This is a genomic window from Hymenobacter properus, assembly GCF_015694735.1.
Classification (GTDB): Bacteria; Bacteroidota; Bacteroidia; order Cytophagales; family Hymenobacteraceae; genus Hymenobacter; species Hymenobacter properus.
Genome location: NZ_JADQDP010000002.1, coordinates 212,985 through 239,969 on the forward strand (window position 1 = coordinate 212,985; position 26,985 = coordinate 239,969).

The window sequence follows — 26,985 nt, forward strand, 5'->3', positions numbered from 1 at the left end:
CATCCGCCTCATCAGAAATGCGGGCCTCAGGCTGCGGGTTCGTCCAGCCCTCGCCACGGGTGCTATTGGTAGCGCTTAATGCAGTTGCTGGAGTCCCAGACGTGGCTACTGCCGAGGACGCCTGCGAATGAAACCGCGCTGCCACGACCGAACCATTGCGTTGGTGGCTACGCTGTGCCTGTTGCTCAGCAAGCCGACGGGCCTTGCGGGATTTGGAGGGAATAGCGGCGGCCAAAGGCAGACGGCTGGTCTGGTGTTCTGCCCCGCCACGTGCCGAAGCCGAGTTGAATCGAGGTGTGGCAACTGCCACGCCCAAAACGGATTTGCGGGGCTCTAATGCAGCGCCCTGGGTGCTGGAAGCAGCACGTGCGGCTACTGGCGCTAACCCGGGCGTAGCAGCACCAGCCGCTGCATTTGCAGCAGGAGCCAAATTAACCGTCGCGGCGCTCAACCTGGCCGGGGAAACAGCCGATGCGTCTGCCGCACCGTGCGGCCGGGCGGCCACCGTTGGCTGTGCTGCGGTGGATGCCGAAAGGTGCTGGCTTTCCTTCGGACGGGGTGTGCCACTGGCAGCTACCCGGGAAGCAGCCGGAGCCACCGCGTCCGCTGGTTTCCACAGCAGCCAGCCCAAGCCTACGAGTGCCACGATAAGCACCTCGGCCGCAAAAAAGCGCCACATCTTCCGCCGCACGGTGCGGGCCACTTCTTCCTTGTCCAACTCATTTTCCAGGCGCAGCCAGGCGTCCAGCGGGAAGGGCGCGGGCTCCGGCTCCGGTGGGTTGAGCCGTTGAAATGCTTTATCAATATCGTTATCCGACCACATAGCGGGGCATAGAAATAGTAGCGTGTTGGGCCAGCATGGCGCGCAAATGGGCGCGGGCCTTGAATAGGTTGGATTTGGACGTGCCCACCGAGATGCGCAGCTGCTCGGCAATTTCCTCGTGGCCAAATCCGTCAATCACCGCCAGGTTAAACACAGCGCGGTAGGCCGGTGGCAGGCGCTGCACAAGCCCCAGCAACTCGTCGTAGCTCAGCGCATCGAGGGGCGTGGCGCCCTGGTCGGCCTGGTTCAGGGTCACGTCGTCAAGTTCCTGCTGGTGCTGGTGGCGCTCGTTGGCGCGGTAGTGGTCGATGGCCGTGTGAATCATGATGCGCTTGAGCCAGCCCCGGAACGAGCCCAGCACATCTTCGGGGTGGCGCGCTGCATCGAAGCGGTACAAATCGCGGAATACTTTCAGAAAACCGTCGTTGGCGGCTTCAAGAGCTTGGTCACGGTCGCGGGCGTAGCGCAGGCAAATGCTCATCGCAAAGCCGTGGAACTGCCCGTAGAGGCGCCGCTGCGCCAGCCGGTCCTGCCGTTGGCAGGCCGCCAGCAGCTCCGGCAGCGTCGGGGGAGCAGATTTAGGTGAGGAAAGGTGCAGCATACAAGCGGCCGTTGGCGGGACTTCACAAGACCACTCGGAAGATAGTAAAAAAGGGTTGCCTGTGTCTGAACCGCAGATTAAGCAGATTTAACGGATTGAACGGATTCGACCATTATTCCTGGCTTGCTACAGCCGCGAAGCCACAATTAGTCACAAAAAAAGGCCGTCCATTGGACGGCCTTTTCTCAAATCAGTATTAACGCTTGAATCTGTTCAATCCGTTAAATCTGCTTAATCTGCGGTTCAGATTACACGTTAGCCTGGCTCAGCTTCGGAGCGTCGGTGCCCACGTTGCTGAGGTCCTCACCGGCGGCGCGGCGCTCCCGCTCTTCTTTCTTGCCGTAGGTGTCGAGGATAATCGGCGTGGCGATGAACAGCGACGAGTACGTGCCGAAGATGATGCCGATAATCATGGCGAAGGAGAACGAACGCAGGGTTTCGCCGCCGAACACGTACATCACAAACACCACCAGGAACACCGTGGTGAACGTAATCATGGTGCGCGAGAAGGTCGAGTTCAGGGCCGGGTTCACCACCTGGGCGAAGGTCAGCTTGGGGTTCTCGCGCAGGTACTCGCGGATACGGTCATAGATAACCACCGTGTCGTTCATTGAGAAGCCGATAACCGTGAGCAGGGCAGCCACGAAAATCTGGTCCATCTCGTAGTTCAGGCCAAAGAGGCGGGCAATCGGGAAGGCCGCAATCACGAGCAGGGCGTCGTGGAACAGGGCCACCACGGCAGCCATCGAATACTGCCACTTTTCGAAGCGGAACAGCACGTACACGAAGATGCCCAGCAGCGTCAGGCCCAGCGACAGCACCGAGGTGCGCTTGATGTCGTCGGCGATGGTAGCACCCACTTTCGAGGTCGACTTGATAACCGGGGCATCGGCGCTGTAAGCTTCCAGGCCTTTGTTGAGGGCAGCTACCACCTTTTTGTCGGCGGCTACGCTTTCATCTTCGGCCAGGTAGCCGGTGGTGATGCGCAGGCGGTCGGGCGAGCCGTACTGCTTCACTTCGAGGCCGGCACCTTCAAACACGGGGCGGATTTTGTCGGCCACGTCGGAGGCCACCATCGTCTTGTTGAAGTCAACCACGTAGGCACGGCCGCCTTTGAAGTCCACGCCCAGGTTGGGGCCGCCCTGCACGAACATCAGCACGAAGCCGGCCACGATGAACAGCGTCGAGAAGGTGTAAGCCAGCTTGCGCTTGCCCACGATGTCGAAGTTCAGGTTCTTGAACAGGTTGCGCGAAATCACCGTGCTGAAGGTCATCGGGTGGTTTTCGTTGCCCTTCACCATCCACTCGATGATGAGGCGCGACACGAACACGGCCGACAGGAACGAGGTGAGCACACCGATACCCAGCGTGATGGCGAAGTTTTGCACCGGGCCCGTGCCGAAGAAGCCGAGAATCACGGCAATCAGCATGGTGGTCACGTTCGAGTCGAAGATGGCCGAGAAGGCACGCGAGTAGCCTTTGTTAATAGCGTCAGGCAGGCTGAGGCCGTGGTCCAGTTCTTCTCGAATCCGTTCGAAAATCAGTACGTTGGCGTCCACCGAGGTGCCCATCACCAGAATCAGACCGGCAATACCGGGCAGCGTGAGGGCGGTGCCGAACTGAGCGAGCACGCCCAGAATCAGGAAGATGTTGAAGAGCAGGGCGATGTCGGCCACGATGCCGGCGCGGCCGTAGTAAAATGCCATGAACAGCATGATAATCACCACACCGGCCAGCGACGAGTACAGGCCCTGGTTGATGGCTTCCTTACCCAGCGACGGACCTACTACGGCTTCTTCCACGATGCGCGTGGGAGCGGGCAGCTTACCGGCTTTCAGCTGGTTGGCCAAGTCGTCGGTGTCTTCTACCTGGAAGCTGCCCGTGATGCTGGTGCCGCCGCCCGAGATTTCGCCCTGCACCACCGGCGCCGAGCACACGTAGTCATCCAGCACCATGGCAATCTGCTTGCCGATGTTGGCAGCCGTCATTTTCTGCCACTTGCGGGCGCCCGAGGGCGTCATGTTCATCAACACTTCGGGCTGGCCGTTCTGGCCGAGGTCGGCGCGGGCGTCGCTCACTACTTCGCCGCCCATGGGGGGCACGCCGTCGCGGGTTTTGCGCACCGGCACCAGCTCCAGGTATTCCTGCTTGTCGATGGTGGTGGGCTTCAGGCTCCAGAGCAGGGCCAGGGTGGGGGGCAGGGTAGCCTTAGCCTCGGGCGAGCGCAGGATTTTGTTCATGGCCGAGGTGTCGCGCAGGTTCACGCCCAGGCGGCCGGGCATGGTGAAGAGCTTGGCCAGCACACCAGGCGTGTTGGCGGCAGCCGTGTCGGCGCCAGCTTTGCCAGCTTTGGTCTTCTTAGCCAGCTGAGCAGCCAGCGAGGTCGAGTCGCCGGCGGCAGCGGCCGTAGCGGTGGTGTCGGTGGTAGCAGCAGCGGGAGCAGCTTTAGCAGCGGTTTGCTTGGCTTGCAGTTGCTTGTCGAGGGCCACCAGGTAGGGGGCTACTTCGTTCTGGTTCCATACTTCCCAGAATTCCAGCTTGGCTTGGCCTTGCAGCAGCTTGCGCACGCGGTCGGGGTTATCAACGCCGGGCAGTTCGATTTGCAGGCGGCCGGTGCCTTTCACGCGCTGAATGCTGGGCTGGTTCACGCCGAACTTGTCTACGCGGGTGCGCAGGATGTTGAAGGAACGGTCAATGGCTTCTTCCACTTCCTTGTCGATGGCGCCAATCACCTTCTCGTTCGAGGAGTTGATGTCGATGTTGCGGCTCTTGTTGGTGGTGTTGGCGAAGATGCTGGCCAGCGGGCGGCCAGCGGCGTTCTGCTGCCAAGCCTGGGCGAAGAGGGCCGTGAAGGGCGTGCTGGAATTGGTTTTCTGCGCCTCCTGGGCATCGGCCAACGATTTGTTGAAGGCGGGGTCTTTGCTGTTGCCGCTCATGGCGCGCACAATTTCCACCGGCGATACTTCCAGCGTCACGTGCATGCCGCCTTTCAGGTCAAGGCCGAGGCCGAGCTCGCTCTGGCGCACCTCGCGGTAGGTGAAGGGCCCAAACACCGGGGCACGCCACACCGAATCAAGGTAGTGCTGGCGGGCGGTTTCGTCAATCTTGCCGTTGCGGGTGGCGTAGGCCACCGCCTTCTGCTGCACCCCGCGCGAGACGTAGGTGAAGAAGAGGAAGTACGCGCACAACGCCGTGACAACGACGGTAAGCGCGATGATTAATCCTTTGTTACGCATTAGAGAAAAGGGTTGAGTTTTGAATGTTGAGGGTTGAATTCCTGCACTGGATAGCCAGGAATAGCAAAGCGGAAGAATGGGGAAGTGGAAAAGGGTTGGATGCTGCCTGAACCCTCTGCCGTTTGGCAAAAGGTCATTCAGCATTCAACCCTCAAAACTCAACACTTCACTAAGGGGCCTGCGGCGACAGCGCCACGGCCAGCAGCCGCGCCCGAAACACCTCGCCCGCCCGGATGCCGGCCCGCAGGCGCGGCACGGCCAGCAACTGGCGCAGCGTGGGCAGCCAAGTGGCCGCAATGGCCGGCAGCGGCAGCCAGGCCGTGCCCAGCGGAGCCACAAAATGCTTGAGCGAAGCCGTGGCTTCTAGCATTACCTTTTGTTTCACCACCGTGGCGCGCGTAAACCGCGCTTCGCCCTTGCCCACGGGCCGCAGCACGCTCACGGCGCGCTGGTTCAGGCCCAGCACCAGCAGCACCGTGGCGGCGAGCAGGGCAAAGCGGAGCGAGAACCAAAAACGGGAGAGCAGAACCAGCATGGGTATGTACGGGGTCTGCAAAGATACCCATTTCAAGGCAATGCGGGCAAGAGGCATCTTTATAGTCGGCGTGCCGGCTATTTCAGCGCCTCAAACGTGTATTGCGCGTCGGCCCAGAACGCATCAAGGGCAATAATGCGGGGCTTGAAAAAGGAAATCAGCTTGGGCCAGTCTTCGCGGTTGAAAATGTTGACGGGGCTTAGCTCCTGGTAGATGCAGCTCAGCGGCAAGCCCTGCGCATCGATGGACTCAGCTTCCCATATCCAGGTTTCGCCCAAGGTTTCGTGCAGCAGGGTTTTCAACTCCAGAAACTGCTCCCAGAACAACTCCCGAATGCCCGCGTCGGGGTGGTTCAGCTCGATGGCAATTTTGGCGCGCCGGTTGTCGGCCTGCATTCGGAAATACAGGTGCTTGATGCCCGTCTTGTAGTTTATCCAATTGGTGGTTTCGCCCTCGGCCGATGGAATGGGCGCCATGTATTGCCCGAAGGTGGTCCAGAAAGCCTGACGCAGTTGGGTAGCTTCTGCTTTGCTATACATTAGGTAGGTAAAAAGCGTCATGCTGAGCGCAGCCGAAGCATCTCGCGTGCGGCAGTAAATAAATTACTTGCGCGGTAGAGATGCTTCGGCTGCGCTCAGCATGACGGGCTTGTGTTGCTGTCGAAATCTTCCGCCTACAGCGGCGTGGCCCACCAGCCGGCTTCGTTGCTTTGGATGGCTACGCCGCCTGCGTTGTGGTAATACTCCTGCACGCACTCTTTGAAGCCGGCGTTGTTGGTGCTGGCAAAGCACACGGCGTGGTCGGCGGTGGGCAGCGGGCCGGTGTGCACCGCAAACACGCTGCCGCGCTCGGCCTTGGTAATAATGAGGTAAGTGGTGTCGTTGAGCTTGCCCAGGTTGGCGTCGAAGGCCTGGCTGTAGGCGTTGTCGGGCGTCACCTCCACGCGGTAGGCCGAGTTGCCGGCCGGGTGCTGCAAAATGCCCGCCTGACCGTTCTTATCGCAGCTGGTCAGCCCCAGCAGCCCGGCCGAAAGGGCAGTGAGCACCGCCCATTGAGAAAAGAGTAAACGTGCACGTTTCATAAGTGGCAAAGCAAAATGGATTATCAAAACCAGAAAGCAATCAGGTCCTATACGGCGTTAGTGTCTGCCGGGCTGGCGTCAATTGCAGGTACAAGATAATCTATTTTAACTTCCATTTTATGAAGTAGGCCAAAAAAGCATCCGCAAAGTCGAATGCCTCGGCGTTCAAACGGCCTCAAAACTGCCCTTCTAACTCCGCCAGCGTTTATCGCTGAGCGGCGGCCACCTTGCCCTGCAGGAAGCCTACCAGCACCTCCAGCCCTTTCTCGAAGTGGCGGTTGTTTGGAATTACGATGTCGGCGTAGTGCTTGTAGGGCGCAATGAACTGCTCGTAGGTGGGGGCCACGTGGTGAGTGTAGCGGTAGAGCACATCGGCCAGGTCGTAGCCCCGCTCATCACGGTCGCGGATGATGCGGCGATGCAGCTTCACGTGCTCCTGGGCATCGATGTACACCTTGAGGTCGAGCAGCTTGGCGATTTCCTCGAAGTGAAACACGAAAATACCCTCCACCACCACGATGGGCGCCGGCCGAAACACCAGTTCCTTGGGCGTCACGGCCGCGTTGTTGAAGGTGTATTCCTTGCGGCGCACCTCCTGTCCCTGGCTGATGCGCAGTACGTCGTCGGCATAGGCCGCGGCGTCGATGCTGGCGGGTAGGTCGAAGTTCTCAACGCCCTGGTCGTCGCGCAGCTGCTTTTCGCGCGGGTGGTAATAATTATCCTGCGAGATGAGGCAAATCTGCTCTTCGGGAAAAGAAGCCAGAAGCCGGCGCAGAAACGTGGTTTTACCAGAAGCGCTGCCGCCGGTGATGCCAATTAGATACGGGGTGTGCATAGCAGGCAAAGATAATGCTGCGCGGGAAAGGGAGGCGAGGAATGAACAGAGCATCCAGCGAAAAACGCCTGTCGTCCTGAGCGCAGCGAAGGGCCTTATCACTTTGCAACGGCACGTTTGGCGTGAAAGGTCCTTCGCTGCGCTCGGGATGACAGGCGTTTCTTATTCCTTTTGCAAAAACGCCAGCAGCCCGGCCACGGCCCGCGCCCGGTGACTGATGCGGTTTTTTTCGGCCCCGCTCATCTCGGCAAACGTGCGGCCGTCGCCTTCGTCGGGCACAAACACCGGGTCGTAGCCGAAGCCGCCCGCGCCCCGGGTGTCTTCGGTGATGTGCCCCAGTACCTCGCCCGCAAATTCGTGCGTGCTGCCATCGGCGCGGGCCAGGGCCACCACGGTGCGGAAGCGGGCCGAGCGGTCTGCAGCGCCTTGCAGCTCGTGCAGGAGCTTGGCCACATTGTCTTCGGCGCGGCGCTGAGGGCCGGCGTAGCGGGCTGAGTATACGCCGGGCTCGCCACCCAGAGCCGTCACTTCCAGACCGGTATCGTCGGCGAAGCAGGCCACGCCGTAGTGCTGGCGCACGTACTCCGCTTTTTGGCGGGCATTGCCTTCGAGCGTATCCTGGGTTTCGGGCAATTCTTCGTGGCAGCCAATATCGGCCAGGCTCAGCAGCGTGAGGCCAGCGGGCAGCAGCGGCCGGATTTCATCGAGCTTGTGGGCGTTGTTGGAAGCGAAGCAGAGCTGGGCAGGCATGGAATCGGGTTTAATCAATCAAATAGAAATAGAAAGAACGTCATGCTGAGCGCAGCCGAAGCATCTCTCCCGCAATTAAACCCGTCGATTGGTTTAGTGTTGCAGTAGAGATGCTTCGGCTGCGCTCAGCATGACGTTCTACAAAAATTCGGACTTTCCCTACCGGAACATCGACTTGATGGTGCCCCAGGAGCGTTGCACGGAGCTGGGAGTGCCGGCCAGCACGGTCAGAAAGCTTTGGTCGCCGCCGGGGCCGTGAATGGTGAGGCGGTAAGTGACCGGGCCGCCGCCCAGGGCCGGCGTGGGCGCACCGCCGCTGGCGGTACGAAACACGTTGGCGTCGTAGAACGTGTAGCGGCGCTGGCCGTTGGGCGTCACGTTGGTGAGGGCGGAGTAGCTGGTTTCAGTAGAAGTTTTGCGGGCCAGGTCGAAGCTCGTCACGTCGGCTTCGGTGTTCACTTCCCAGTCGATGCGGACCCGGGCGCTGTCGTAGGAGGCGGTGAACAAGCTGAGCGAGGCGGCCACGGCGGCCACGGCACTCCCCAGCACCAGCAGCAGCACTGCCAGGCCAAAACGGCGGGATATACGGCGGACGAGTACGGGTGGCATCACGCGCGGCAAAGCGGCCTGAGGGTGCGGCCGGATTCAAATGTACAAACCTTTTCAGAAAATCAACATACTCTGCAGCCGGCCCGGACGTGCCGGCCCGGCAAGAAAATCTTGGGGCCGGCGTTGGGAATTTCGGAGCTAAGCTGTACTTTTGCAGTCCCTTCCGCAAAATCGGCAGGGTTTAACCGGTAAAACCGACCTCTCGATATGAAAAAGGACACCCACCCCGAGTACCAGGAAGTCGTATTCCAGGACTCTTCTTCGGACTTTAAGTTCATCACCCGCTCCACGATGAAGCCGACCGACACCATCGTGATGGAAGACGGCAAAACCTACCCGCTGGTGAAAATCGAAGTGAGCTCCGCTTCGCACCCCTTCTACACGGGCAAAAACATGTTCATCGACACGGCCGGCCGCGTGGAGAAATTCCGCAGCCGTTACGCCAAGAAAGAGCAGACCAGCACCAACAAGTAATTTCTGTTGGCCCGGCCGCAAGCGCCAAGCTGCAAGCCACAAGCTTTTTGATAGAACTCCTGTTGGCGAAAGCTGGCAGGAGTTTTTTCTTGCTGAGTTCCTCCGTTTTCCGCCGTCAACGGCGGCCACTGGCCGTAGCTGCCCGCTCGTGGCTTGTAGCTTGCGGCCTGAAGCTTCAAATTATGCACGTTCTCCTGTTCGACGACCCGGCCATTCGGCCCCACTTGCTGCCCTTCACTTTCACGCGGCCGGTGGCGGCGCTGCGCTGCGGCATCCTCACGCTGGCTGAAAAGTGGCAGCACCGGCTGGGGGTTGACTCTGTTGGCTACCTTACGCAGCCCTACCTGCAAACCAAGTTTCCGGCCGGCGACGTGAGCGGCCCCGCCCTCATCGTCAACGGCGCTGTGTGCCCCGACGACCTGCTGACCCGCCAAGTGCAGGCCCTGCAGCCCGGCCAGGCCCTCTACAGCGACGAGCTGCTGGTGGCTGCCCACGTGGCCGATGCCTCGCTGGTGGCCGAGCTCATTCAGGACGGCATTCCCGAAACCAAGCAGGTAGCCGAGCCCGTGACGGTGATTGACCGGCCGTGGCAGCTGTTTCTGCGCAATGGTGTCGAAATCCGCCGCGACTTCGCCCTCCTTACCAAAGGCCGCACCTCGCAGCCAGTTGGCGACGCCCACACCATCGTGTACGGGGCCGAAAACATCTTCATTGAGGAAGGCGTGAAAATTCGGGCCGCCATTCTCAACGCCGAGGACGGCCCGATTTATCTGGGCAAGAACTCGCAAGTGCATGAGGGCGCCATCATCAAAGGTCCGCTGGCGCTGTGCGAAGGCTCGCACATCAATGCCGGCGCCAAAATGCGCGGCGACAACACCGTAGGCCCTTTCTCAAAGGTGGGCGGCGAAGTGGGCAACAGCATCGTGCTGGGCTATAGCAACAAGGGCCACGACGGCTACCTCGGCAATTCCGTCATCGGCGAGTGGTGCAACCTCGGGGCCGACACCAACACGTCGAACCTGAAGAACAACTACGCGCCCGTCAAAATCTGGAGCCACACCGCCAAGCGCTTCGTGGATACGGGCCAGACCTTCTGCGGCCTCATGATGGGCGACCACAGCAAGGCCGGCATCAACACCATGTTCAATACCGGCACGGTGGTGGGCGTGGGGGCCAATATTTTCGGCGCCGGCTTCCCGCGCACCTTCATCCCGAGTTTCAGCTGGGGCGGCGCGGCCGGCTTCGAAACCTTCCAGCTGCCCAAGGCCAACGAGGTAGCCGAGCGCGTGATGGCCCGCCGCAACCTGCCGTATGACGCGGTGGAGCGGGACATTTTGAAAGCGGTGTTCGATGCAACGGCCGAGGACCGGATTTGGGAAAAGGCGAAGTAAGATGAAGCCCTACCGCGTGGAATACGTGCAGCTGGCCGGCTGGCAAACCGATGAGGTGGGCCTGTGGGTGGCCGAAAACGAGGATTGGCTGTTGCTACGCTCTATTCCGGCCGATTATGTGGTGGATGGCTACGCCTTGATAGTTAAAAAGCACATCGTGTCGCGCCGGCCGCACCGCGGCCGAAAGCAGGTGGAGCAGGTCCTGAAACTAAAGGGAATTCAGCCCGGTGTGCCGCCTGGTTTTGTCTTCTTAGACTTGGTAGACATGATGCGCTGGGTGGAGCGGCAGTACGGCTTGGTTGAATTTGCCGACGAGGAAGAAAGCACCTTCTTTGGCTGGGTGAAGGAAACCGACGCGGTGCATTTGTGGGTAGATACGCTGGGGCCCGACTGCACGGTGAGCGTGCGCGATGATGACAACCCGCCCTTCATGCTGTCGGAAATCCAGCTGCTTCGCTTCGATACGGACTATTTCAATTCCATGAAGCTGCTGTGGCAGCACAAGTCGCGCCCGAAACAGTTGAAACCCAGTATCAATTAAGCCGTGCTATTCCAGGATATTCCCAACCAAACGGCCGTCAAAGCCTTGTTGCGCCAATCGGTGGCGCGGCAGCACGTGGCGCACGCGCAGCTATTTCGGGGGCAGGAGGGGGGCGCGGCGCTGGCGCTGGCACTGGCCTACGCACAGTTTCTGAACTGTGAAGAGCGTGCCCCCGACGCCCAAGACAGCTGCGGCCACTGCCCGGCCTGCACCAAAATGGCCAAACTGGCCCACCCCGACCTGAATTTTATCATGCCCGTGACCACCACCAAAACGGTGACCAAGGACGCGGTGAGCAGCAAGTTCATGGGCGAGTGGCGCAGCTTCGTGCTCGACAACCCCTACCAGGGCCTCAACGACTGGATGCAGCACATCGGGGCCGAAAACAAGCAAGGCAATATCTCGAAAGACGAGGCCGTGCAGATTCTGAAGCTAGTGAGCCTGAAAGCCTTCGAGGCGCGCTTCAAAATCGTCATCATCTGGCTGCCCGAGCTGATGCACCCCGCCGCCGCCAACGCCGTGCTCAAGCTGCTGGAAGAGCCGCCGCCCGCCACCATTTTCCTGCTGGTGAGCCACGCGCCCGAGCAGCTGCTGCCCACCATCATCAGCCGGGTGCAGCCGGTGGTGGTGCGCCCGTTTTCGGAGGACGACATCACGGATTTTTTGCGCGACGCCTACCAAGTGCCCGAAGCCAAAGCGCGCCAGGTGGCGCAGCTGGCAGAGGGCAGCCTGGGCGCCGCCATTGCCAGCCGCGACGCTAACGCCGACCATGACTACTTCGAGTTCTTCGCGAAGTGGATGCGCCAGTGCTATAGTCAGAAAGCGGCCGACATCCTCAAGCAAAGTGACGAATTCCAGAAGCTGGGCCGCGAAAACCAGAAGGAGCTGCTGAGCTACTCGCTGGGCCTGCTGCGCAAGGTGCTGCTGTTCGGCATCGACCCGAAATTTGTGCCGCACCTGGCCAGCGGCGAGCAGCAATTCGTGACCGGCTTCGCCAAATTCGTGACCCCGCGCAACGCCGACTTGCTTACCAAAGAACTCACCGACGCCCACTACCATATCGAGCGCAATGCCAACGCCAAAATGGTGTTTGTCGACAGCTCGCTGCGGTTGGGCGGCTTTCTAAAAATCTGAACGTCATGCTGAGCGCAGCCGAAGCATCTCGCTTAGGGTAGTAATTCAATTGTTCAACGATGTGAGCGAGATGCTTCGGCTGCGCTCAGCATGACGTTCCAAATCCATTCAGCAAAATGAAAATCCGCCTCGCTACCCGCGCCAGCCGCCTTGCCCTGTGGCAAACCGAACACGTGGCCGCCCTGCTGCAGCAAGCCGGTTTCGAAACCGAAATAGTGCCCATGCAAACCACCGGCGACGCCGTGCAGGACCGCAGCCTAGCCAAAATCGGTTCCAAGGGCGTCTTTACCGAAGAGCTGGAAAACAGCTTGCTGCGCGGCGACACCCACCTGGCCGTGCACTCGGCCAAGGACGTGCAAAGCAGCATTCCGCGCGAGTTGGAGCTGCTGGCTTTTCTGGAGCGCGAGCAGGTGAACGACGTGGTGCTAAGCTTCAACGAAAACTTCGTGCTCGACCAGCCCGGCATTGTGCTGGGCACCAGCAGCACCCGCCGCAAGGCCCAGCTCCGCCGGTTCTACCCCCACGCCGAAACCGCCGAAGCCCGCGGCAACCTCCAAACCCGCCTGCGCAAGCTCGAAGAAGGCCAGTTTGATGCCTTGGTGCTGGCCTACGCCGGCGTGCACCGCATGGGCTACGAGCACCTGGTGCGCTACACGCTGCCCACCAGCCAGTTTGTGCCCGCCACCGGCCAGGGCAGCATTGCCGTGGAGTGCGCCGCCGACCTGGACGCCGACCTAAAAGCCCGCCTCAAAGCGGCCCTCGACCACCCCGCCACCCACACCTGCCTGCTGGCCGAGCGCGCCTTCCTGCACACCATGGAAGGCGGCTGCAGCATTCCCTCATTCGCGCTGGCTACGCTGGACGGCGGCCGGCTGCGGCTGCACGGCGGCCTCATCAGCCTGAGCGGGGAAGAGTACGTGGAAGAAATTCAAACCGCCGACGCAGCCACCGAAGCCGGTGCCCGGGCGCTGGGCGTGGCCGTGGCCGATGCCGTATTGGCGCGTGGTGGCCGCGAAATTCTGGCCAGCATCCGCGAGCACCGCGGCTAGCCCGTCGCCACCGTTAGCTTTGTTTTTCATTAGACTTTCCTTCTGCAATTATGAAACGTGCTTCCGCTTTCCTCGCTGGGTCTTTGCTGATGTTGTTGGCCACAGCCGCGCCGGCCTGGGCCGCTAAACCCGACAAGCCGAAAAAGGGCGGCAAAGAAGAGGTCGTCACCATCACCACACCGCAGGGCGTTATCCGGGTCATTCTGTTCGATGACACGCCGCTACACAAGGCCAACTTCCTGAAAAAGGCGCAGAGCGGTTTCTACAACGGGACCACGTTCCACCGCGTCATCGACAATTTCATGATTCAGGGCGGCGACGCCAACTCCAAGGACGCCGACCCCACCAACGACGGCTTGGGCCAGCCCAACGAGCCCAGCATCCCGGCCGAGCTGGTGGGCCACCAGCACAACTACGGCGCCCTGGCTGCCGCCCGTATGGGCGGCCCCGCCGGCACGCCCAGCAGCGGCAGCCAGTTTTACCTAGTCGAAAACCACGACGGCACCCACTTCCTCGACGGGCAGTACACGGTTTTCGGTCAGGCCATTCAGGGGCTCGATGTCATCGACAAGATTGCCAAGCTGCCCAAAGACCCGCGCGACCGGCCGCTGGCCGACGCCAAAATGACCATGAAAGTGGAGAAGCTCAAGCGCAAAAAAATCACCAAGCTCTACGGCTATTCGTTTGGCAATTAATATTCGGCATTTAACGCTCCAAATGAACACCGCGGCCTGCGTTGCTAACCGCCACAGCGGAGCTTGTTAGCTGACAACTCTTAATTGTCAAATGAAAATCCTCGTCACCGGTTCCAACGGTCTGCTGGGGCAGAAGCTGGTGGCGCTGCTGCAGCCCAAGCCCGAAGTAACAGTGGTGGCCACGTCGCGCGGCGCCAACAAGCTGGCTGCTCTGTATCCCGACGTGCGTTTTGTGCCGCTCGATGTGACCGACGCCGCCCAGGTGCGACAGGTGCTAACACAAGAGCAGCCCACCCACGTCATCCACACCGCCGCCCTGACCAATGTAGACGACTGCGAGTTGAATCGCGACGCCTGCTGGCAGCAGAACGTGACAGCCGTAGGCCATTTGGTGAACCTGTGCGCTACGCTGGACATTCACCTCACTCACCTGAGCACCGATTTCATCTTCAGCGGCGAAGCAGGGCCGCTTGATGAAGACGCCGCGCCCGGCCCCGTCAATTTTTACGGCGAAAGCAAGGTGGCTGCCGAGCAGCTGGTGCAAGCCAGCTCCGGCCGCTGGGCCATTGCCCGCACCGTGCTGGTATATGGCGTGGCACACGAATACGGGCGCACCAACATCGTGCTGTGGGTGCGCGACTCGCTCCGCGCTGGCAAGCCCATTAAAGTAGTGGCCGACCAGTGGCGCACGCCCACCTTGGCCGAGGACCTGGCCGAAGGCTGCTGGCTGCTGGCCCGGCATTCCGCCCAAGGCATCTACCACCTCAGCGGTGCCGACATGCTCACGCCCTACGCCATGGCCCTGCAGGTGGCCGACTTCTTCGGGCTCGACAAAGGGCTGATTGAGCGCGTCGATGCCAGCACGTTTTCGCAGCCCGCCCGCCGCCCGGCCCGCACCGGCTTTCGCATCGACAAGGCCCGGCGCGACCTGGGCTACAGCCCTCATTCCTTTGCCGAAGGCATCGACATCGTGGGCCGGCAAAGCGAAGCCGGCCAATAAAAAACCCGCCGGGGTAGACGGCGGGTTAAAGCTCGGCGGGGGTAGCCTGCGAGCGGTAGACTTAAGGATAGTAGAAATGGGTAAAGTATTATACCAAATGCGGCGTTGTAAAATAAGTAATTGGTAATAAACTAGATGGCTTGCTATCGACTAAAGCGGAAAGGAAGAACTTAAGACTGGGGCCATACCCCTACCAGCAGGCCGCCCACCAGAACCGCCGTGCGGCCCAGTAAGGCCGCTTCGCCCAATGCACGGGGAACAACCATGCCATCGGGGGTGACGAAATCGACGCCCACCGAAACGGAACCGGCAGGCCGCGCCGCAGTTTTAGGGCGGCGGGGGGCACTCAAAGAAGGGTAAATGAGAAGATACATGGGCTGTGGGTAGAGAAACGGAGGGAACATTCGCTCGGGGATTTAATTATTGTCCCGAAAAGCAATACAATGTTACAGCTCCATTTTACCCCAAAAAAGGACATACTAGCTAAGATTGAGACATTGTAAAAGTTGCCTTATTGTTGTTTTTGTTAATTAAGAACTGATTATAATTCAATTTTTGTAAAAGTTATTAGTAAGGTTGTTTTATGTATTGTACTGTAGTTCAGTTAAATGGCCATCATGATTCTATGGCTCATTACTGCAGATGGTCTTGAAAAAATGAGTCATTTGCGACATTTAAAATATCGTGGTTTTACAATGGCGTAAGCATATTTATGCTTCACTCCCGCCGTGAGCAATGCCTGTGTACAGTAGCTTCTATGTCCTGTATTTTGCTAGTTTGTTTAGAGATATAATGCTGATTGTTAGCATGATTGATGGAAAAAGAAAAAGCCACCAAGCATCGGTGTCCTGTCGGTAAGAGGCCATCAGCCGGCCCCAACTTGCTACCTCAGGAGGCAAGCCAATGCCCAAAAAAGACAGTGTGCTTTCCAGCCCCAATAGCGTGGCCAAGCTTAGGGGCAATGTTGTGCGTAATGGGCTGATAGCGTGTGGCATGGCGTGCTTCAGCCAAATGCGCCACGCAGGCAGGCCAGCCGCTTGAGCCGCTTCCACGAATGGCAATGCTCGGACCCGCAGCATCTGGGCGCGTACCAGGCGAGCAGACGAAGGCCACGACGTAACCGTGAGCAGCACCAGCAAACCGAGGGCGGAAATGCTCCCGGTGCTGGCCGCCAAGGCCACCACCAATACCAGTCGCGGCACGGTATCGAGCGTGGCGGCGCCGGCCATTACCACACCATCGAGCGGCACGCGCCAGGCCAATACCCGGCGCCCGGAGCCGCCCGCCACCAAGCTGCCAAGCCCAAGTGTGCCTACCAGCGGCCCCAACCACGGAGCGGGCAGGCGCAAGACCCACCACGCGGCACCCGCCGCCACGGCCCAGTACGGCACCGCAACCCGCGTCCGATTGCCCCAGTAGCCCGCCACCCCACCCAGCAATGCTCCCAGAACAGCCGCCAGCAGGGCCGCTGGCAAGGTGAGCAACACCGCAGTGCGCGTGCCAAACACCAGCAAGCTCAGGACGTCGCGCCCCTGTGGGTCGGTGCCGAGCCAATGCTGGCCAGGGCCTAAGGGGGCTTGGGCGATATGCGCCAGGTCGGGCACGTGGGGAGGGTAGGGAAGGGGCAGCACAGGCGCCGCCACGGCCAACAGCCCCAGCAGCCCCAGCCAGGCCGCCGCCCACCGGGGCAGCCGAAATGCGGACGGAGGGATTATTGCTGCCAACGAATGCGAGGGTCGGCCCAGCGGGCCAGTAGGTCGGTGATGAGCAACGCCAGCAGTCGGGCTGTGCCCACGAGCAGCACGCTGCCCACAAGCACGGGAAAGTCGCGGGCGGCGGCGGCTTCTGCCAGCAAGCGGCCCATGCCGGGCAGGGCAAATGCCACTTCTACTACCACGGCGCCGGCCACCAGGGCAGGAAGCAACTCAGCCAGTTGGGCTAGCGAGGGCAGTAGGGCATTGCGCAGCGCGTGGTGGCTGATTATGGCCCGCTCGCCCAGGCCTTTGGCCCGGGCCGTGGTGGCATATTGGCTGCCGAGCTCTTGCTCTAGGGCTGCCGTTAGCTGCAGCGTGAGTTCGGGGAGGGCACTTAGCGTGAGTGCTGCTACAGGCAACGCCAAGTGCCACAAATAGGAACCAAGCCGGCTGCCCTCGTCCACATCTGCATCAATGGCTTGTTCGAGGCCATAGCTGGGAAACCAGGCCAGGGTTGCCGGGTTGGCAAAGAGCAGCAGCAAGCCCAGCGCGATGACAAAAAGGGGCAGGGCTTGCAAGGCCACAAGCGCACCCCGCACCGGCCGGTGCCAGCCCGGGCGGGCCGCCAGGCGCTGGGCCAGAAGCAACGCGAATACAACAGCAAGTGCCGCGGCGGTGCCGGTGAGCGGCAGCGTGAAACGCAGCGCTTGCTGCAAGCGCCCGCCTACGCTCTCGCCCGTGCGGAAAGAGGTGCCAAGCCGCCCACGCACCACCTCACTGAGCCACTTATGATACTGATTGGGTACCCCATTCCAATGCCATCGGTCCGCCGTGGTCGCCGCCACGGGGTGCGTGCCAACATAGAAAAGCGGAATATCGAGCCCCAGGCGATGCCGCGTGGCTTCATCGAGTGCCTGGCGTGCGGCAGGGGTAGCAGCGGCGCCCGCCACGCGCAGCTCGGCTGGGTCGGGTTGCGCCAGTTCTACGGCCGTGCTGCCTTCGAGGCGGCTGAGCAGGAACACCCCCGAAGCCAACGCCCACACGGCCAACGCCGTCCGCAGCAGTCGCCAGAAAAGTAGCCGGGCCATAAGTTAAGGCGAAGTGGAAGGGACCGCTTCGCCAATGGCCATGGCCGCAAAGCCGGGTTTGAGGCTGGTGGGGTGCAGGCTGGTGAGCCGTTTTTGCGCCACCAGGTGGTTCGACCGAAAAAAAAGAGGCACCAGCGGCATCTGCTGCTGCATCAGGGCCTGAAAACGGTGCAGCAACTGCGCGCGGTGCGGCACGGTGCTGGCCGCCGCAATGGCTTCAATCAGCCGGTCGCTTTCGGGGGTGCCAAAACCAGTAGTGTTGCCCGCACCAATGGCCTGCGAATGCAGAATCGACGTAAAATTGAACATGAACGGGTTGCCGCGCAGCGCCCGCACGTATACATCGAACTCGCCGTTGTGCAGCGCTACAGTGAAAGCGCCCGCCTCGGTAGGCTGCAGGCTAACGGGCACCCCAATGCTGGCCGCCGCCGCCTGGAACTGGAGCGCAACCGTGGCAAAAAGCGGTTCATCGGTTCGGTAGCGCATCGTCAGGCGCAGCTGCTGGGGGCCTTGGGCGCTGAGGCGCTGCCAGCCGGCCGCAACGGAAGTTCCGCGCTGCCAGCCCGCTTGGCGCAGCAGCGCCACGGCGCCAGCTAGGTCGAAGGGCAGCAGCACCAGTTTGTTGTTGTAATTGAGCCGGTCGGCGGGGCTGATAAGGCCCACTGTGCGCTGGCCTTCGCCCAACTCGCTGCCTTGCAAGAGGCCCGCGGCGTCGAAACAGCGGCCCAGGGCCTGGCGCGTCAGGGCATCGGACAAGGCCGGATGCCGGGTGTTGAAGCCTGCGGTGACGACGTCGTAGGAAGCCGTGGTGTAAAAATTCAGCGCCGCGCGGGCAGCCGGGGTTTGGCGCAGGCGCTTAAACTCCCGGGGAGGCATTTGCGGGAAAACGTCAATATCGCCGCGCTGCAGGGCCAGCGACGCCGTGGCCGGGTCGGGAATGATGGCGTATTCGAGCCGGGCCGGGCGTGCTTGTAGCGCGAGCGGGCGGGAACGTACCCGGTCGGCCCACCAGTGAGCCTTGCGCTGGAAGCTCAGATACCGGTCTTTCTCCCACTTCACCAACTGGTAGGGCCCGCAGCCGGGCAGCCGCGCAGGCGTTTGGCCGGGCGAGGCAGCCGCGTAGCGCCGAGCCAGCGCCTGCAATACTGCGGGGGAGGGCGCCGCGGCCACGTGGCGTTGCAGCGCCGCCAGCGAAAAGGCGCGCAACTCGCCCTTGGGGTCGAGCGCAGCCTCGGGCAGTATAAAAAAATCGCCTGATGCCTGCACGTTTTCCACCGACTGGCTGGTGCAGACCAGGGTGAACCGCCGCGGGTAGTGGGGGTCAACCAGAATATCCCGAATGAAGCGGTACTGGCTGCTGGGGCCCGTGTTGGGCAGCCCGGGGCAGAACATCAGCTTGAGGGTAAAAGCCACATCGGTGGCCAGCACCGGGCGGCCGTTGTCCCAGGCGGCCTCGGGCCGGAGGGTGTAATGCAGCCGCATGAGCGAGTCGCCGAGGAGCTGCACGGTGGGCAGCGCTTCGGCCAAGGCCGGCGCAAACTGATTTGTGGCAAAATCAACCTGGAGCAGGCTGCAGTTTAATAAATTGATGGCGTCGATGGCGGTTTGGTTCGCCATGGCCATAGGGTCGAGGTTTTCGGGGTCGTGCGCCCAGCGGATTTGAACGGAGCCCGCGGCGCGGCGCTTGGCCGTACAACCCTGTAGCAGCAAGGCAATTGCAAGACAGAGACGGGCTCCGACCAGGAAGTTGTGCCTCGCGCGGTACATTCCGACTATAAAGTCATGCTACAGTGAGCAGGCAATATAGGCACGAAAAGCGGGGCTTTACTTGCCCGTGTAGTCGCCGGCCCAGCCGCCGGTGCCGCCGTCTGCCGTGGTGGTGATGTCGCCAGCCCAACCACCGGTACCGCCATCGAGCTGCATGGTGATGTCGCCAGCCCAACCGCCGGTGCCGCCGTCCAACTGCATGGCAATGTCGCCGGCCCAGCCGCCCGTGCCACCATCCAGTTGCATCGTGATATCGCCAGCCCAGCCACCCGTGCCGCCATCTACCGAAGCGGTGATGTCGCCGGCCCAGCCGCCGGTGCCGCCGTCGGTCATGCTGGTGATGTTCGCAGAATTAGCCGGTGCCGCAGTGGGGGCGGCGGGAGTGCAGATGCTAGCAACTTGGAACAGGGCGATGGTAAGGAGATTCAGCACGGGGTGTGAGGCTTTAAATGTGTGTCAGCTATTTGAACACCACAAAGTTGGGGGGCTACCAGACCGTGCAAAAGGACATTTCCGCCCTAAAGTTGACTTGTATACAAATTATAAATAACTTAACTAAAATCAGAAAAAATATATGGAATAAGTTTTTCTGATTTTAAACAAACTTTTTTTGATGGCGCTTTCAGAAAAAACAGTCAATTTGTGACGTCGAAGCCGAAAATTGGTCGTAAATATTCACGATACAAAGGTGAGCGGACGCTGTCATCGGAAAAAGGAAAGAATCCGTCTTTTTGTGACATCGGTTTTAGGTGCATATTTTGTGTGAAAACTGCGTTTGCAATTCAATTGAGCCGATTTTAGATGAATGAAATTGCGAATTTGGCGCGAATTGTGACATCGCGCACTCTGAATTCTTTGCCGGTTTTGGACCTAAACAGCCGTCAGCCGAGCAAAGAGAACCAGTTTGTGAAGACCCTGGCCAACTCGCCCGATGCCACCCAGCTGCAGGTGGTGAAGGCTTTGTATGGCAAGGCCACGCCGACCAACGTGCGGGCGCTGCAAAAGCTGCAGTCGCGCGTGCGCAGCAAGCTGCTCAACCAACTCTATTTCCTGGACCATTCCGACCCGCGGCACCTGGTGTCGCGCCGTTACGAGCTGGAGTGTCTGGACATGTTACACAAGGTAAGCATTTTATATGCCGAGCGCGAGTACAAGCTGTCGGAACGGCTGTTGCAACGCTGCCTGGTACTGGCCGAAAAAGGCGAATTCACGCAGTATGCCGTGCAGTGCGCCCGCATGCTGCGCAACCTGCACGCCGAAAAGCGCGATGTCATACCTTATAAGAAAGCCGTGAAGGTGCTGGCGCACGCGCAGCAGGTGCTGGCGCTGGAAGACGAAGCCGAACAGCTGTACACCGACACCCAGCTGGCCCTGAGCGGTACCGTGGCCGCGCGCCGGGCCGTGCTGGCCGTGCTGCCCGAGCGTATTGCCCAGCTCGAAGCCCTGCACCGCAAAGCCCGCAGCTTCACCACATATAATGTGGTGTACCGGGCGCGGCTGGCTTACGAGGAGCTGCAGGGCAATTTCCAGGAAATGATTCGGGTGACGGCGGCGGCCTCGCGGCGCCTGAAGGAGGGCAAGCTGAACGAGCGGCGGTTCGATTTGCGCTTCAACCACTTCGTGAGCATTTACGCTTACCTGCGCAGCCGGCAGCCGGTGCAGGGCCTGCGCCTGGCCGAAGAATACAACCGGGACTTTCACCCGTCGTCGAACAACTGGTTTTATTTTCAGGAACACCACGTGCTGCTGGCGCTGCACGCCGAACAATACGAGCGGGCCCAGCAGCTGATGGAAACCATCACCCAAAACCCGGCGTATCTGATTCAGCGCGAGGCGGCTTTGCAGCGCTGGGATTTGTACAGGGCCTACATCGACTTTGTGTTGCCGCCGCCGCGGCCATCTGTTGCCCGGCAGCGCCAAATGGCCCAATGGGTGCTGCAGCTGCCCGAATACGCCCGTGATAAGCGCGGGCACAACGTGGCCATTTTGGTGCTGCAGTTGCTGCACTTTCTGCGCGAGCGCAACCTCGAAGCCGTGCTCCTGCGCTTGGAGCGCCTGCGCAAGTACCAGCAGCGGCACTTATACGAACCCTCCACGGTGCGCAGCCGGCTGTTTCTGCGCCTGTTGCAGCTAATTGTGGAAAAGAACTTCGACGCTGCCAAAGCCGCCGAGCGCGGCAAGGCGCTGCTGCAGCAACTGTACGACACCGCGCCGCCCGGCGAGGCGTTTGCCGAAGTAGAAATCATCCCCTATGAGCACCTGTGGCAACTGGTGTTGAAGCTGTTGCGCGAGGGTGCGCCGGTGGCCAACGATGCAGCGGTGTAGGTACGAAGGGTCATAAAAAACGTCAGGCCGAGCGCAGTAGAATTATTTCTGCTGCGCTCGGCCTGACGTTTCGTTCTCGGGCGTTTACTCTCCTCTTTAGGGCTCAACCACAATCTGGCGCGAAACGCAGTGGCTTTGAATGCAGGCTTCGGAGCCGTAGCCGCGCATGCTGAAACGCACGGCGTAGGTGCCGGGGCGGCGGAACACGTGCTCGGCGGTGCGGCCTCTTTGCACGGTACCGTCGCGGAAGTCCCACACGAACTGCACGTTCTGGCAGCTGAGGAGCTGGGCTTCGGGCGAGGCAAAGCTGACGGGCTGGCCCACGCGCACGCGGGTGGTGGAGGCGGTGAAGTCGACCACGTCTTGCTGCACGAGGTTGATGGGGATGTATTTCTGGCCGGTGCGCACCTCGCCGGTCTTGTCCACGATGACGTCGAGCTGCACCACGTAGTTTTTGCGCTCCTTATAGCAGTGCGTGATGGTGGGGCCGGTGAGGGTGGTGCCGTCGCCCATTTGCCAGCGGTAGGTGAAGGGGCCGGCGGCTTCGTCGATGGACGGGCGGCCGTCGAGGTCGACGCAGAGCATGCGCGGCAGGGGCGGGCCGCAGCTCACGCTGGTGGTGTCGCCGGCCTGCTGGGCGCGGGCGGCGGAACCCATGAGTAGGGAAAGCAAAGCGACAGTGGCCGCCAGGCTGCCGGGACGAAACTCTAAGCGGAAGCGCATGCCGAAAAGAAGGATGAGGAATGAAAAAACGACGGGGCAGCCGGCTAAAACTTGTTGAGGCGCTGCATCACATCGCGCAGGTAGGTTTGACCCACTGGGATTTGCTTGCCTTCCACGGTCAGCATGTTGTCTTCGAGGGCCTGGATGTGGTTGACGTTGACGATAAAAGACCGGTGCACCCGCACAAACAAGCTGCTGGGAAATTTCTCCTCCACGCCCTTCATAGTGCTATACACAATGAGCTTGCTTTGGCCGGTGATGATGTGCACGTAGTCGCCGAGGGCTTCCACGTAGCGCACGTCGGCGAAGGTGACGCGCACCAGTTTGTTGTCGACTTTCACGAAGGTAAACGCCGCGTTGGCCGGAGTGTCCTCAATGTTGTCGGCGCCGGCCGACGACTGGCGTTCGGCCATTTCCAGCGCTTTTTGGGCGGCTTGCAGAAAACGGCCGTAGCTCACGGGCTTCACCAGGTAGTCGACCACGGCGTGCTCGAAGGCCTGCACCGCGTAGTCTTTGCTGCTGGTGATGAGCACCACCAGGGGCGGGTGCTGCAGGGTGCGCAGCAACTCAATGCCCGACATGAGCGGCATTTCCACGTCCAGAAACAGCAGGTCGACGGGCTGCGTGCGCAGGGCTTCGGCGGCTTCGACGGGGTTGGTGTAGCTGCCGGCGGCGGTGAGGAATGGCGTGTTGTTGATGCAGTTGAGCACCACTTGCACCGACATGGGGTCGTCGTCGACCACCAGACAACTTAGAACAGATGCAGACATAGGCGCGGAAAAGGCAATCGTTAAGAAAGCGAATGTAACCGGTGCTGTCGATTTCTAAGCCGAAGCCCGGGCTTCGAGTTGCGGGTACAGCTCGGCCAGCTGCTGGCGAATGGAGTCCACCAGCGGTTCGCAGTAAGGATGCGCCGGGTGCTTGGCCGCGCGCTCCAGCTCGTCGAGCTGGGTGTGCAGCACCGGCACGCCAAAGTAGGCCACTTGCCCCTTGAGCTTGTGGGCAGTGGCGGCCAGCGCAGCCGGGTCGCTCATGCAGTGAGCGGCCAGCAGGCCTTCCAGGGCCGGAGCTTCGGCCAGGAAGGTGCCCACAATCTGGCGCAGGAAGCCTTCGTTGCCGCCGGCCAACTCTTCCAGCAGGTGCCAGTCGGGCTTTAGGGTAGGAAGGTGTGGGGGTAGGGGGGTAGAAGTTGCTTCCGAAGGGTCGGTAGCCGCGCCCTCATACTCTCCTACCCTCTTACTCTCCTGCCCTAAAGCTCGTCCCGTGAAGTGGGCCAGGCGCGCGTAGAGCACAGCTGGCTCGAAGGGCTTGGCCAGCGTGTCGTTCATGCCGGCGGCCAGGGCCAGCACCCGGTCTTCGGGCAGTACCGAGGCGGTGAGGCCGATGATGGGCAGCTGGTTGGCGTCGGGAAACAGGGCGCGGATGCGGCGGGCGGCTTCGTAGCCATCCATTTCGGGCATCTGCACGTCCATCAGCACCGCGTCGAAGGGCGTGGAGTCGGCCGCGGCGGCTTCGACGGCGAGGCGCCCGTTTTCGGCAATAACGACCTGCACGTTCCAGGCTTCGAGGGTTTTGCGGGCTACCAGCTGGTTGAGGGCGTTGTCTTCGGCCACCAGCACGCGCAGTGCGGGCTCGAAGGGCGCGAGTAGGCCGGCGTGGGCCTCGGGCTGGGCGGCGCTGGCATCGGCCACCTCATAGGGCAGCTCGAAGAAAAACTCCGAACCCTGACCTTCCTCGCTGGTCACGCCCAGCTGGCCGCCGTGCAGCTGCACCAGGTTGCGGGCAATGCTCAGGCCCAGGCCGGTGCCGCCAAACTCGCGCGTGGTGGAGGTGTTGGCCTGCGAGAAATCCTCGAAAATAGCCCCCAGCTTATCCTGCGGAATGCCAATGCCGGTGTCACGCACCGCAAAGCGAATGAGCTGGTGGGTGGGCGAATTGGCGGATTGGTTGACGACTTCGGCCCGCACCGTTACACTGCCCTGGCGGGTAAATTTGATGGCGTTACCCACCAAGTTTACCAGAATCTGGTTCAGGCGCACGGGGTCGCCCACCACGGCGGCGGGCACGCCGTCAGCCACCTCAATGTGCAGGGCCAGGCCCTTGCTTTCGGTGGCGAATTTGAACATGGCACCCAGGCGGCGCACGGCTTCGGGTAGGCGGAAGGGCACCTGCTCCAGCGTCAGCTTGCCGGCCTCCATCTTGGAGCTGTCGAGGATGTCGTTGATGATGACCAGCAGGTTTTGCGACGACGACTCGATGGCCGTGAGGTACTCGGCTTGCTCCTGCGTGGGCCGGGTGGCTTGCAGCAGGTTGGTGAGGCCGATGACGGCGTTCATGGGCGTGCGGATTTCGTGGCTCATGTTGGCCAGAAACTGCGCCTTGGCCCGGCGTGAGGCCTCAGCGGCGTCGCGGGCCACCACCAAGTCGGCGTTTATGTCTTCAATCTGGGCCTTTTGCTGGCGCAGCTCGGCGGTGCGCTCGCGCACGGTGCGTTCCAGTACCAGCTGCGTGCGGCGCAGCGTGCGCTCCCGGAAACGAACCAGCCCAACCACCAACGCCCCCAAACCCAGCACCGCTAATACCGCAAACCATCCCGTGCGCCAAAATGGCGTGGCAATGCCGAAGCGGGCCGAAACTACCGAGCTCCAAGGCCCGGCGTCGCCCCGCCGCACCCGCGCCTGGAAATCGTAGCGTCCAGCATCGAGGCCCGGAAACTGGGCCTCGCCGGCGCGGCTGGGGCGGCTCCACTCATCGGAAAGGCCCCGCAGGCGGAACTGGTATTGCAGCGGCTCGCCGGCGCTCAGGCTGATGCCTTCAAAGGCAAACGAAATCCGGTGCCGGGTGGCCGAAAGCTGGCCCAGCGCCTGCACCGGACGGGCCTCGCCATCGACTTCGGCGCCGAGCAGGGCCAGGCCGGGAGCAGGTGGGCTAAGCTGCTGCAGGCCGGCCGTGAGGTCGAGGCGGAGCAGGCCGGCGCGGGTGCTCAGCCAAGCCACGGTGGGGGCGCTGGGTTGCTGGGCCAGGGCGGCCGGGCCCAGGCAGTCGCGCACCAGCGGGTTGTCGGGGGCCGCGAGCGGGGAAAACTGCTGGGTGCGGGCGTGCAGCACCGTGAGGCCCTGGCGGTGCACCAGCAGCAAGCGCGGCGCGGCGTCGGGCAGCGGCAGCAGGCCATAGATATAATCAGAAGGTAATTGCCCGCCCGTGAACTGCTCCCATTGCCCGGTGGGCAGGCGGCAAAACAGCCCCTGGCCTTCGGTGCCCACCCACAGGCGGCCATCGGCATCTTCGGCGAAGCTGCTCACGTCGAGGCCCTTTTTGGTGAGGCGAGCGTAATCGAAGGCATTGCGGGCGGGCTCGTAGAAGGCCAGGCCGGTGCCGTGCGTGCCCACCCACACTCGCCCGGCGCGGTCGGCCAGCAAGGCGGTGATGGTGTTGTGAAGTAAGCCTTCGGCGGTGGTGAAGTGGCGGATGGGCCTGGTTGCGTCGGCCGGTAACAGGTAGAGGCCGTCGGCGGCGGTGCCCACCCACAGACCGGTGCCGGGGGCGTAGGCGAGGGCGCTAACGTTGAAGTCCGTTCGCCCCGACAGGCCGGGCACCGCCTCGCCGGGCTGGCCGGGGGCGGCTACGGCGTAAAGCCCCGTCGAAGTGCCCACCCAGAAGCCCCCGCCGAACCGGGCTGGGCGGGGTAGCAAGGCCTTGACCGGGGCGCCGGGCAGGGGCGGAGCCAAGGCGGTGCCGAGCATCAGTGGAGCATCGTTACTGGGCAGCAACTGGAAGAAACGGTTGCCGCTGAGGGTGCCCCAGGCTTCTGTGCGTTGCTTTTGGGGCACGGTGGCCAGCGCGGGTGCCTGCCCGGAGGGAAAAGCAGGCTGGGCTTCCAGCCGCAAGTGGCGGTCTGAATGCCGCAGCAAGCCCTGCCCGGCGGTGCCCAACCAAGTGTTGCCTTCGCGGTCGGGCAGCAGGCAGATGGGCTCGGTGCCTTCTTGCAGCGTTATATGGTAATGGCGCAGGTAGCGGCCTATGGCGGCCGTGTCGACGGGTGGCGGGCCGTCGGCGCGCAGGTGCAGGGCACGCGGCACGGCAGCAAGCTTCGTCGGCGCAAAGCGGCCGGTGGCCGCGTTCCTCACCGAAACGCCTCCATCGTAGTGCCCAACCCAGAGCCGCCCCGTAGCAGGTTCCTCACCCAACGAGACCACGAAATCCTCGGCCAGCCCATCTTTTTTGGTGAAGGTGACGAAGCGGGTGCCGTCGTAGCGCACCAGTCCCTCGCCGGTGCCCATCCAGAGGTAGCCCTGCCGGTCTTGCAGCAGCGCGTAGATGAAGTTCGGCTGCAAGCCCTCGGCCGGACCAAACCGCTGCAGAAATACCTGCTGGGCCTGCGCCGGCCGCGTGAGCAGCAACAGACCGCCCAGCAGCGCCAGCAACAGCAACCCCAGCCGGCGGCGGTAAATGAAATAGCGTATCAGTTTCAAGCGGAGAAAGTCACCCAATAATCTAATGGCGCAAAGTAAAAAGCCATCACCTTCGCCAGAGGCAACTTTCCGATTATCAAAGCGCCCCGCCCGGTCAATGCGACATTTTACCGGGTCGCGCTTGCAGTTGAAGGATATCAGAACGTCCTGCTGAGCGCAGCC

The 26,985-nt window shown here is 61.6% G+C and carries 24 protein-coding genes; 8 read left to right on the forward strand and 16 right to left on the reverse strand.

The genetic code is table 11. The annotated features are described in order from the left end of the window. Positions 1-809 precede the first annotated feature (809 nt). The 8 genes from I2I01_RS07120 to I2I01_RS07155 form a co-directional block, all read right to left on the reverse strand. A complete protein-coding gene (locus tag I2I01_RS07120; RefSeq protein ID WP_196285766.1) occupies positions 810-1,424 on the reverse strand; it encodes an RNA polymerase sigma factor in 615 nt (204 codons plus the stop codon). A gap of 248 nt (positions 1,425-1,672) precedes the next feature. Then, the gene (secDF, locus tag I2I01_RS07125; RefSeq protein WP_196285767.1) at positions 1,673-4,660 is read right to left on the reverse strand and encodes a protein translocase subunit SecDF; all 2,988 of its coding nucleotides are present in this window, start codon (positions 4,658-4,660) and stop codon (positions 1,673-1,675) included. Between the two features lie 169 nt (positions 4,661-4,829). Continuing rightward, positions 4,830-5,195 carry a hypothetical protein gene (locus I2I01_RS07130; protein ID WP_196285768.1) on the reverse strand — a complete coding sequence of 122 codons (366 nt, stop codon included), beginning with the start codon at positions 5,193-5,195 and terminating at the stop codon, positions 4,830-4,832. A 77-nt stretch (positions 5,196-5,272) separates the two neighbouring features. Next, positions 5,273-5,734, reverse strand: a complete 462-nt coding sequence (locus I2I01_RS07135) for a DUF4268 domain-containing protein (RefSeq protein WP_196285769.1) — start codon at positions 5,732-5,734, stop codon at positions 5,273-5,275. Between the two features lie 134 nt (positions 5,735-5,868). After that, a complete protein-coding gene (locus tag I2I01_RS07140; RefSeq protein ID WP_196285770.1) occupies positions 5,869-6,276 on the reverse strand; it encodes a hypothetical protein in 408 nt (135 codons plus the stop codon). Between the two features lie 205 nt (positions 6,277-6,481). Next, the gene (locus I2I01_RS07145; protein ID WP_196285771.1) at positions 6,482-7,111 is read right to left on the reverse strand and encodes a uridine kinase family protein; all 630 of its coding nucleotides are present in this window, start codon (positions 7,109-7,111) and stop codon (positions 6,482-6,484) included. Positions 7,112-7,273: 162 nt separating this feature from the next. After that, positions 7,274-7,861, reverse strand: a complete 588-nt coding sequence (rdgB, locus tag I2I01_RS07150; protein ID WP_196285772.1) for an RdgB/HAM1 family non-canonical purine NTP pyrophosphatase — start codon at positions 7,859-7,861, stop codon at positions 7,274-7,276. A gap of 159 nt (positions 7,862-8,020) precedes the next feature. After that, the gene (locus tag I2I01_RS07155; protein ID WP_196285773.1) at positions 8,021-8,470 is read right to left on the reverse strand and encodes a hypothetical protein; all 450 of its coding nucleotides are present in this window, start codon (positions 8,468-8,470) and stop codon (positions 8,021-8,023) included. A 207-nt stretch (positions 8,471-8,677) separates the two neighbouring features. On the opposite strand from I2I01_RS07155, the gene I2I01_RS07160 reads away from it, so the two are divergent. The 7 genes from I2I01_RS07160 (at position 8,678) to I2I01_RS07190 (ending at position 14,754) form a co-directional block, all read left to right on the forward strand. Then, positions 8,678-8,944: a type B 50S ribosomal protein L31 gene (locus tag I2I01_RS07160; RefSeq protein WP_196285774.1), complete on the forward strand. Its 267-nt coding sequence runs from the start codon at positions 8,678-8,680 to the stop codon at positions 8,942-8,944. Between the two features lie 182 nt (positions 8,945-9,126). After that, the gene (locus tag I2I01_RS07165; RefSeq protein ID WP_196285775.1) at positions 9,127-10,335 is read left to right on the forward strand and encodes a GlmU family protein; all 1,209 of its coding nucleotides are present in this window, start codon (positions 9,127-9,129) and stop codon (positions 10,333-10,335) included. Between the two features lies 1 nt (position 10,336). Beyond that, positions 10,337-10,876 (forward strand): hypothetical protein, encoded by a 540-nt coding sequence (locus I2I01_RS07170; protein WP_196285776.1) that lies wholly within the window; start codon positions 10,337-10,339, stop codon positions 10,874-10,876. Positions 10,877-10,879: 3 nt separating this feature from the next. After that, positions 10,880-12,010, forward strand: a complete 1,131-nt coding sequence (locus tag I2I01_RS07175; RefSeq protein ID WP_196285777.1) for a DNA polymerase III subunit — start codon at positions 10,880-10,882, stop codon at positions 12,008-12,010. Positions 12,011-12,126: 116 nt separating this feature from the next. After that, on the forward strand, positions 12,127-13,059 hold the full coding sequence (hemC, locus tag I2I01_RS07180; RefSeq protein WP_196285778.1) for a hydroxymethylbilane synthase: 933 nt from the start codon (positions 12,127-12,129) through the stop codon (positions 13,057-13,059). A gap of 50 nt (positions 13,060-13,109) precedes the next feature. After that, a complete protein-coding gene (locus tag I2I01_RS07185; RefSeq protein ID WP_211537862.1) occupies positions 13,110-13,754 on the forward strand; it encodes a peptidylprolyl isomerase in 645 nt (214 codons plus the stop codon). A gap of 91 nt (positions 13,755-13,845) precedes the next feature. Continuing rightward, entirely contained in the window at positions 13,846-14,754 is a 909-nt protein-coding gene (locus tag I2I01_RS07190; protein WP_196285779.1) for an SDR family oxidoreductase, read from the forward strand. A 170-nt stretch (positions 14,755-14,924) separates the two neighbouring features. On the opposite strand, the gene I2I01_RS07195 is transcribed toward I2I01_RS07190, so the two are convergent. The 5 genes from I2I01_RS07195 to I2I01_RS07215 form a co-directional block, all read right to left on the reverse strand. Further along, positions 14,925-15,128, reverse strand: a complete 204-nt coding sequence (locus tag I2I01_RS07195) for a hypothetical protein (protein WP_196285780.1) — start codon at positions 15,126-15,128, stop codon at positions 14,925-14,927. A 381-nt stretch (positions 15,129-15,509) separates the two neighbouring features. Further along, on the reverse strand, positions 15,510-16,478 hold the full coding sequence (locus I2I01_RS07200; protein WP_196285781.1) for an ABC transporter permease: 969 nt from the start codon (positions 16,476-16,478) through the stop codon (positions 15,510-15,512). Next, complete coding sequence (locus I2I01_RS07205; RefSeq protein WP_196285782.1) at positions 16,466-17,536, reverse strand: ABC transporter permease; 1,071 nt, start codon at positions 17,534-17,536, stop codon at positions 16,466-16,468. Before I2I01_RS07205 ends, I2I01_RS07200 begins: the two co-directional genes overlap by 13 nt. A 3-nt stretch (positions 17,537-17,539) precedes the next feature. Next, the gene (locus I2I01_RS07210) at positions 17,540-19,246 is read right to left on the reverse strand and encodes an ABC transporter substrate-binding protein (protein WP_196285783.1); all 1,707 of its coding nucleotides are present in this window, start codon (positions 19,244-19,246) and stop codon (positions 17,540-17,542) included. Between the two features lie 114 nt (positions 19,247-19,360). Beyond that, positions 19,361-19,735: a hypothetical protein gene (locus I2I01_RS07215; protein WP_196285784.1), complete on the reverse strand. Its 375-nt coding sequence runs from the start codon at positions 19,733-19,735 to the stop codon at positions 19,361-19,363. A gap of 432 nt (positions 19,736-20,167) precedes the next feature. Between I2I01_RS07215 and I2I01_RS07220 the strand changes: the two genes are divergently transcribed. Then, entirely contained in the window at positions 20,168-21,628 is a 1,461-nt protein-coding gene (locus tag I2I01_RS07220; protein WP_196285785.1) for a hypothetical protein, read from the forward strand. 96 nt (positions 21,629-21,724) lie between these two features. Here I2I01_RS07220 and I2I01_RS07225 read toward each other — a convergent pair whose 3' ends face one another. The 3 genes from I2I01_RS07225 to I2I01_RS07235 are packed head-to-tail and all read right to left on the reverse strand — an operon-like array spanning position 21,725 to position 26,823. Beyond that, complete coding sequence (locus I2I01_RS07225) at positions 21,725-22,351, reverse strand: PKD domain-containing protein (RefSeq protein WP_196285786.1); 627 nt, start codon at positions 22,349-22,351, stop codon at positions 21,725-21,727. A gap of 44 nt (positions 22,352-22,395) precedes the next feature. Continuing rightward, the gene (locus I2I01_RS07230; protein ID WP_196285787.1) at positions 22,396-23,121 is read right to left on the reverse strand and encodes a LytR/AlgR family response regulator transcription factor; all 726 of its coding nucleotides are present in this window, start codon (positions 23,119-23,121) and stop codon (positions 22,396-22,398) included. Between the two features lie 54 nt (positions 23,122-23,175). Continuing rightward, positions 23,176-26,823, reverse strand: a complete 3,648-nt coding sequence (locus I2I01_RS07235; protein ID WP_196285788.1) for a hybrid sensor histidine kinase/response regulator — start codon at positions 26,821-26,823, stop codon at positions 23,176-23,178. Positions 26,824-26,985 lie beyond the last annotated feature (162 nt).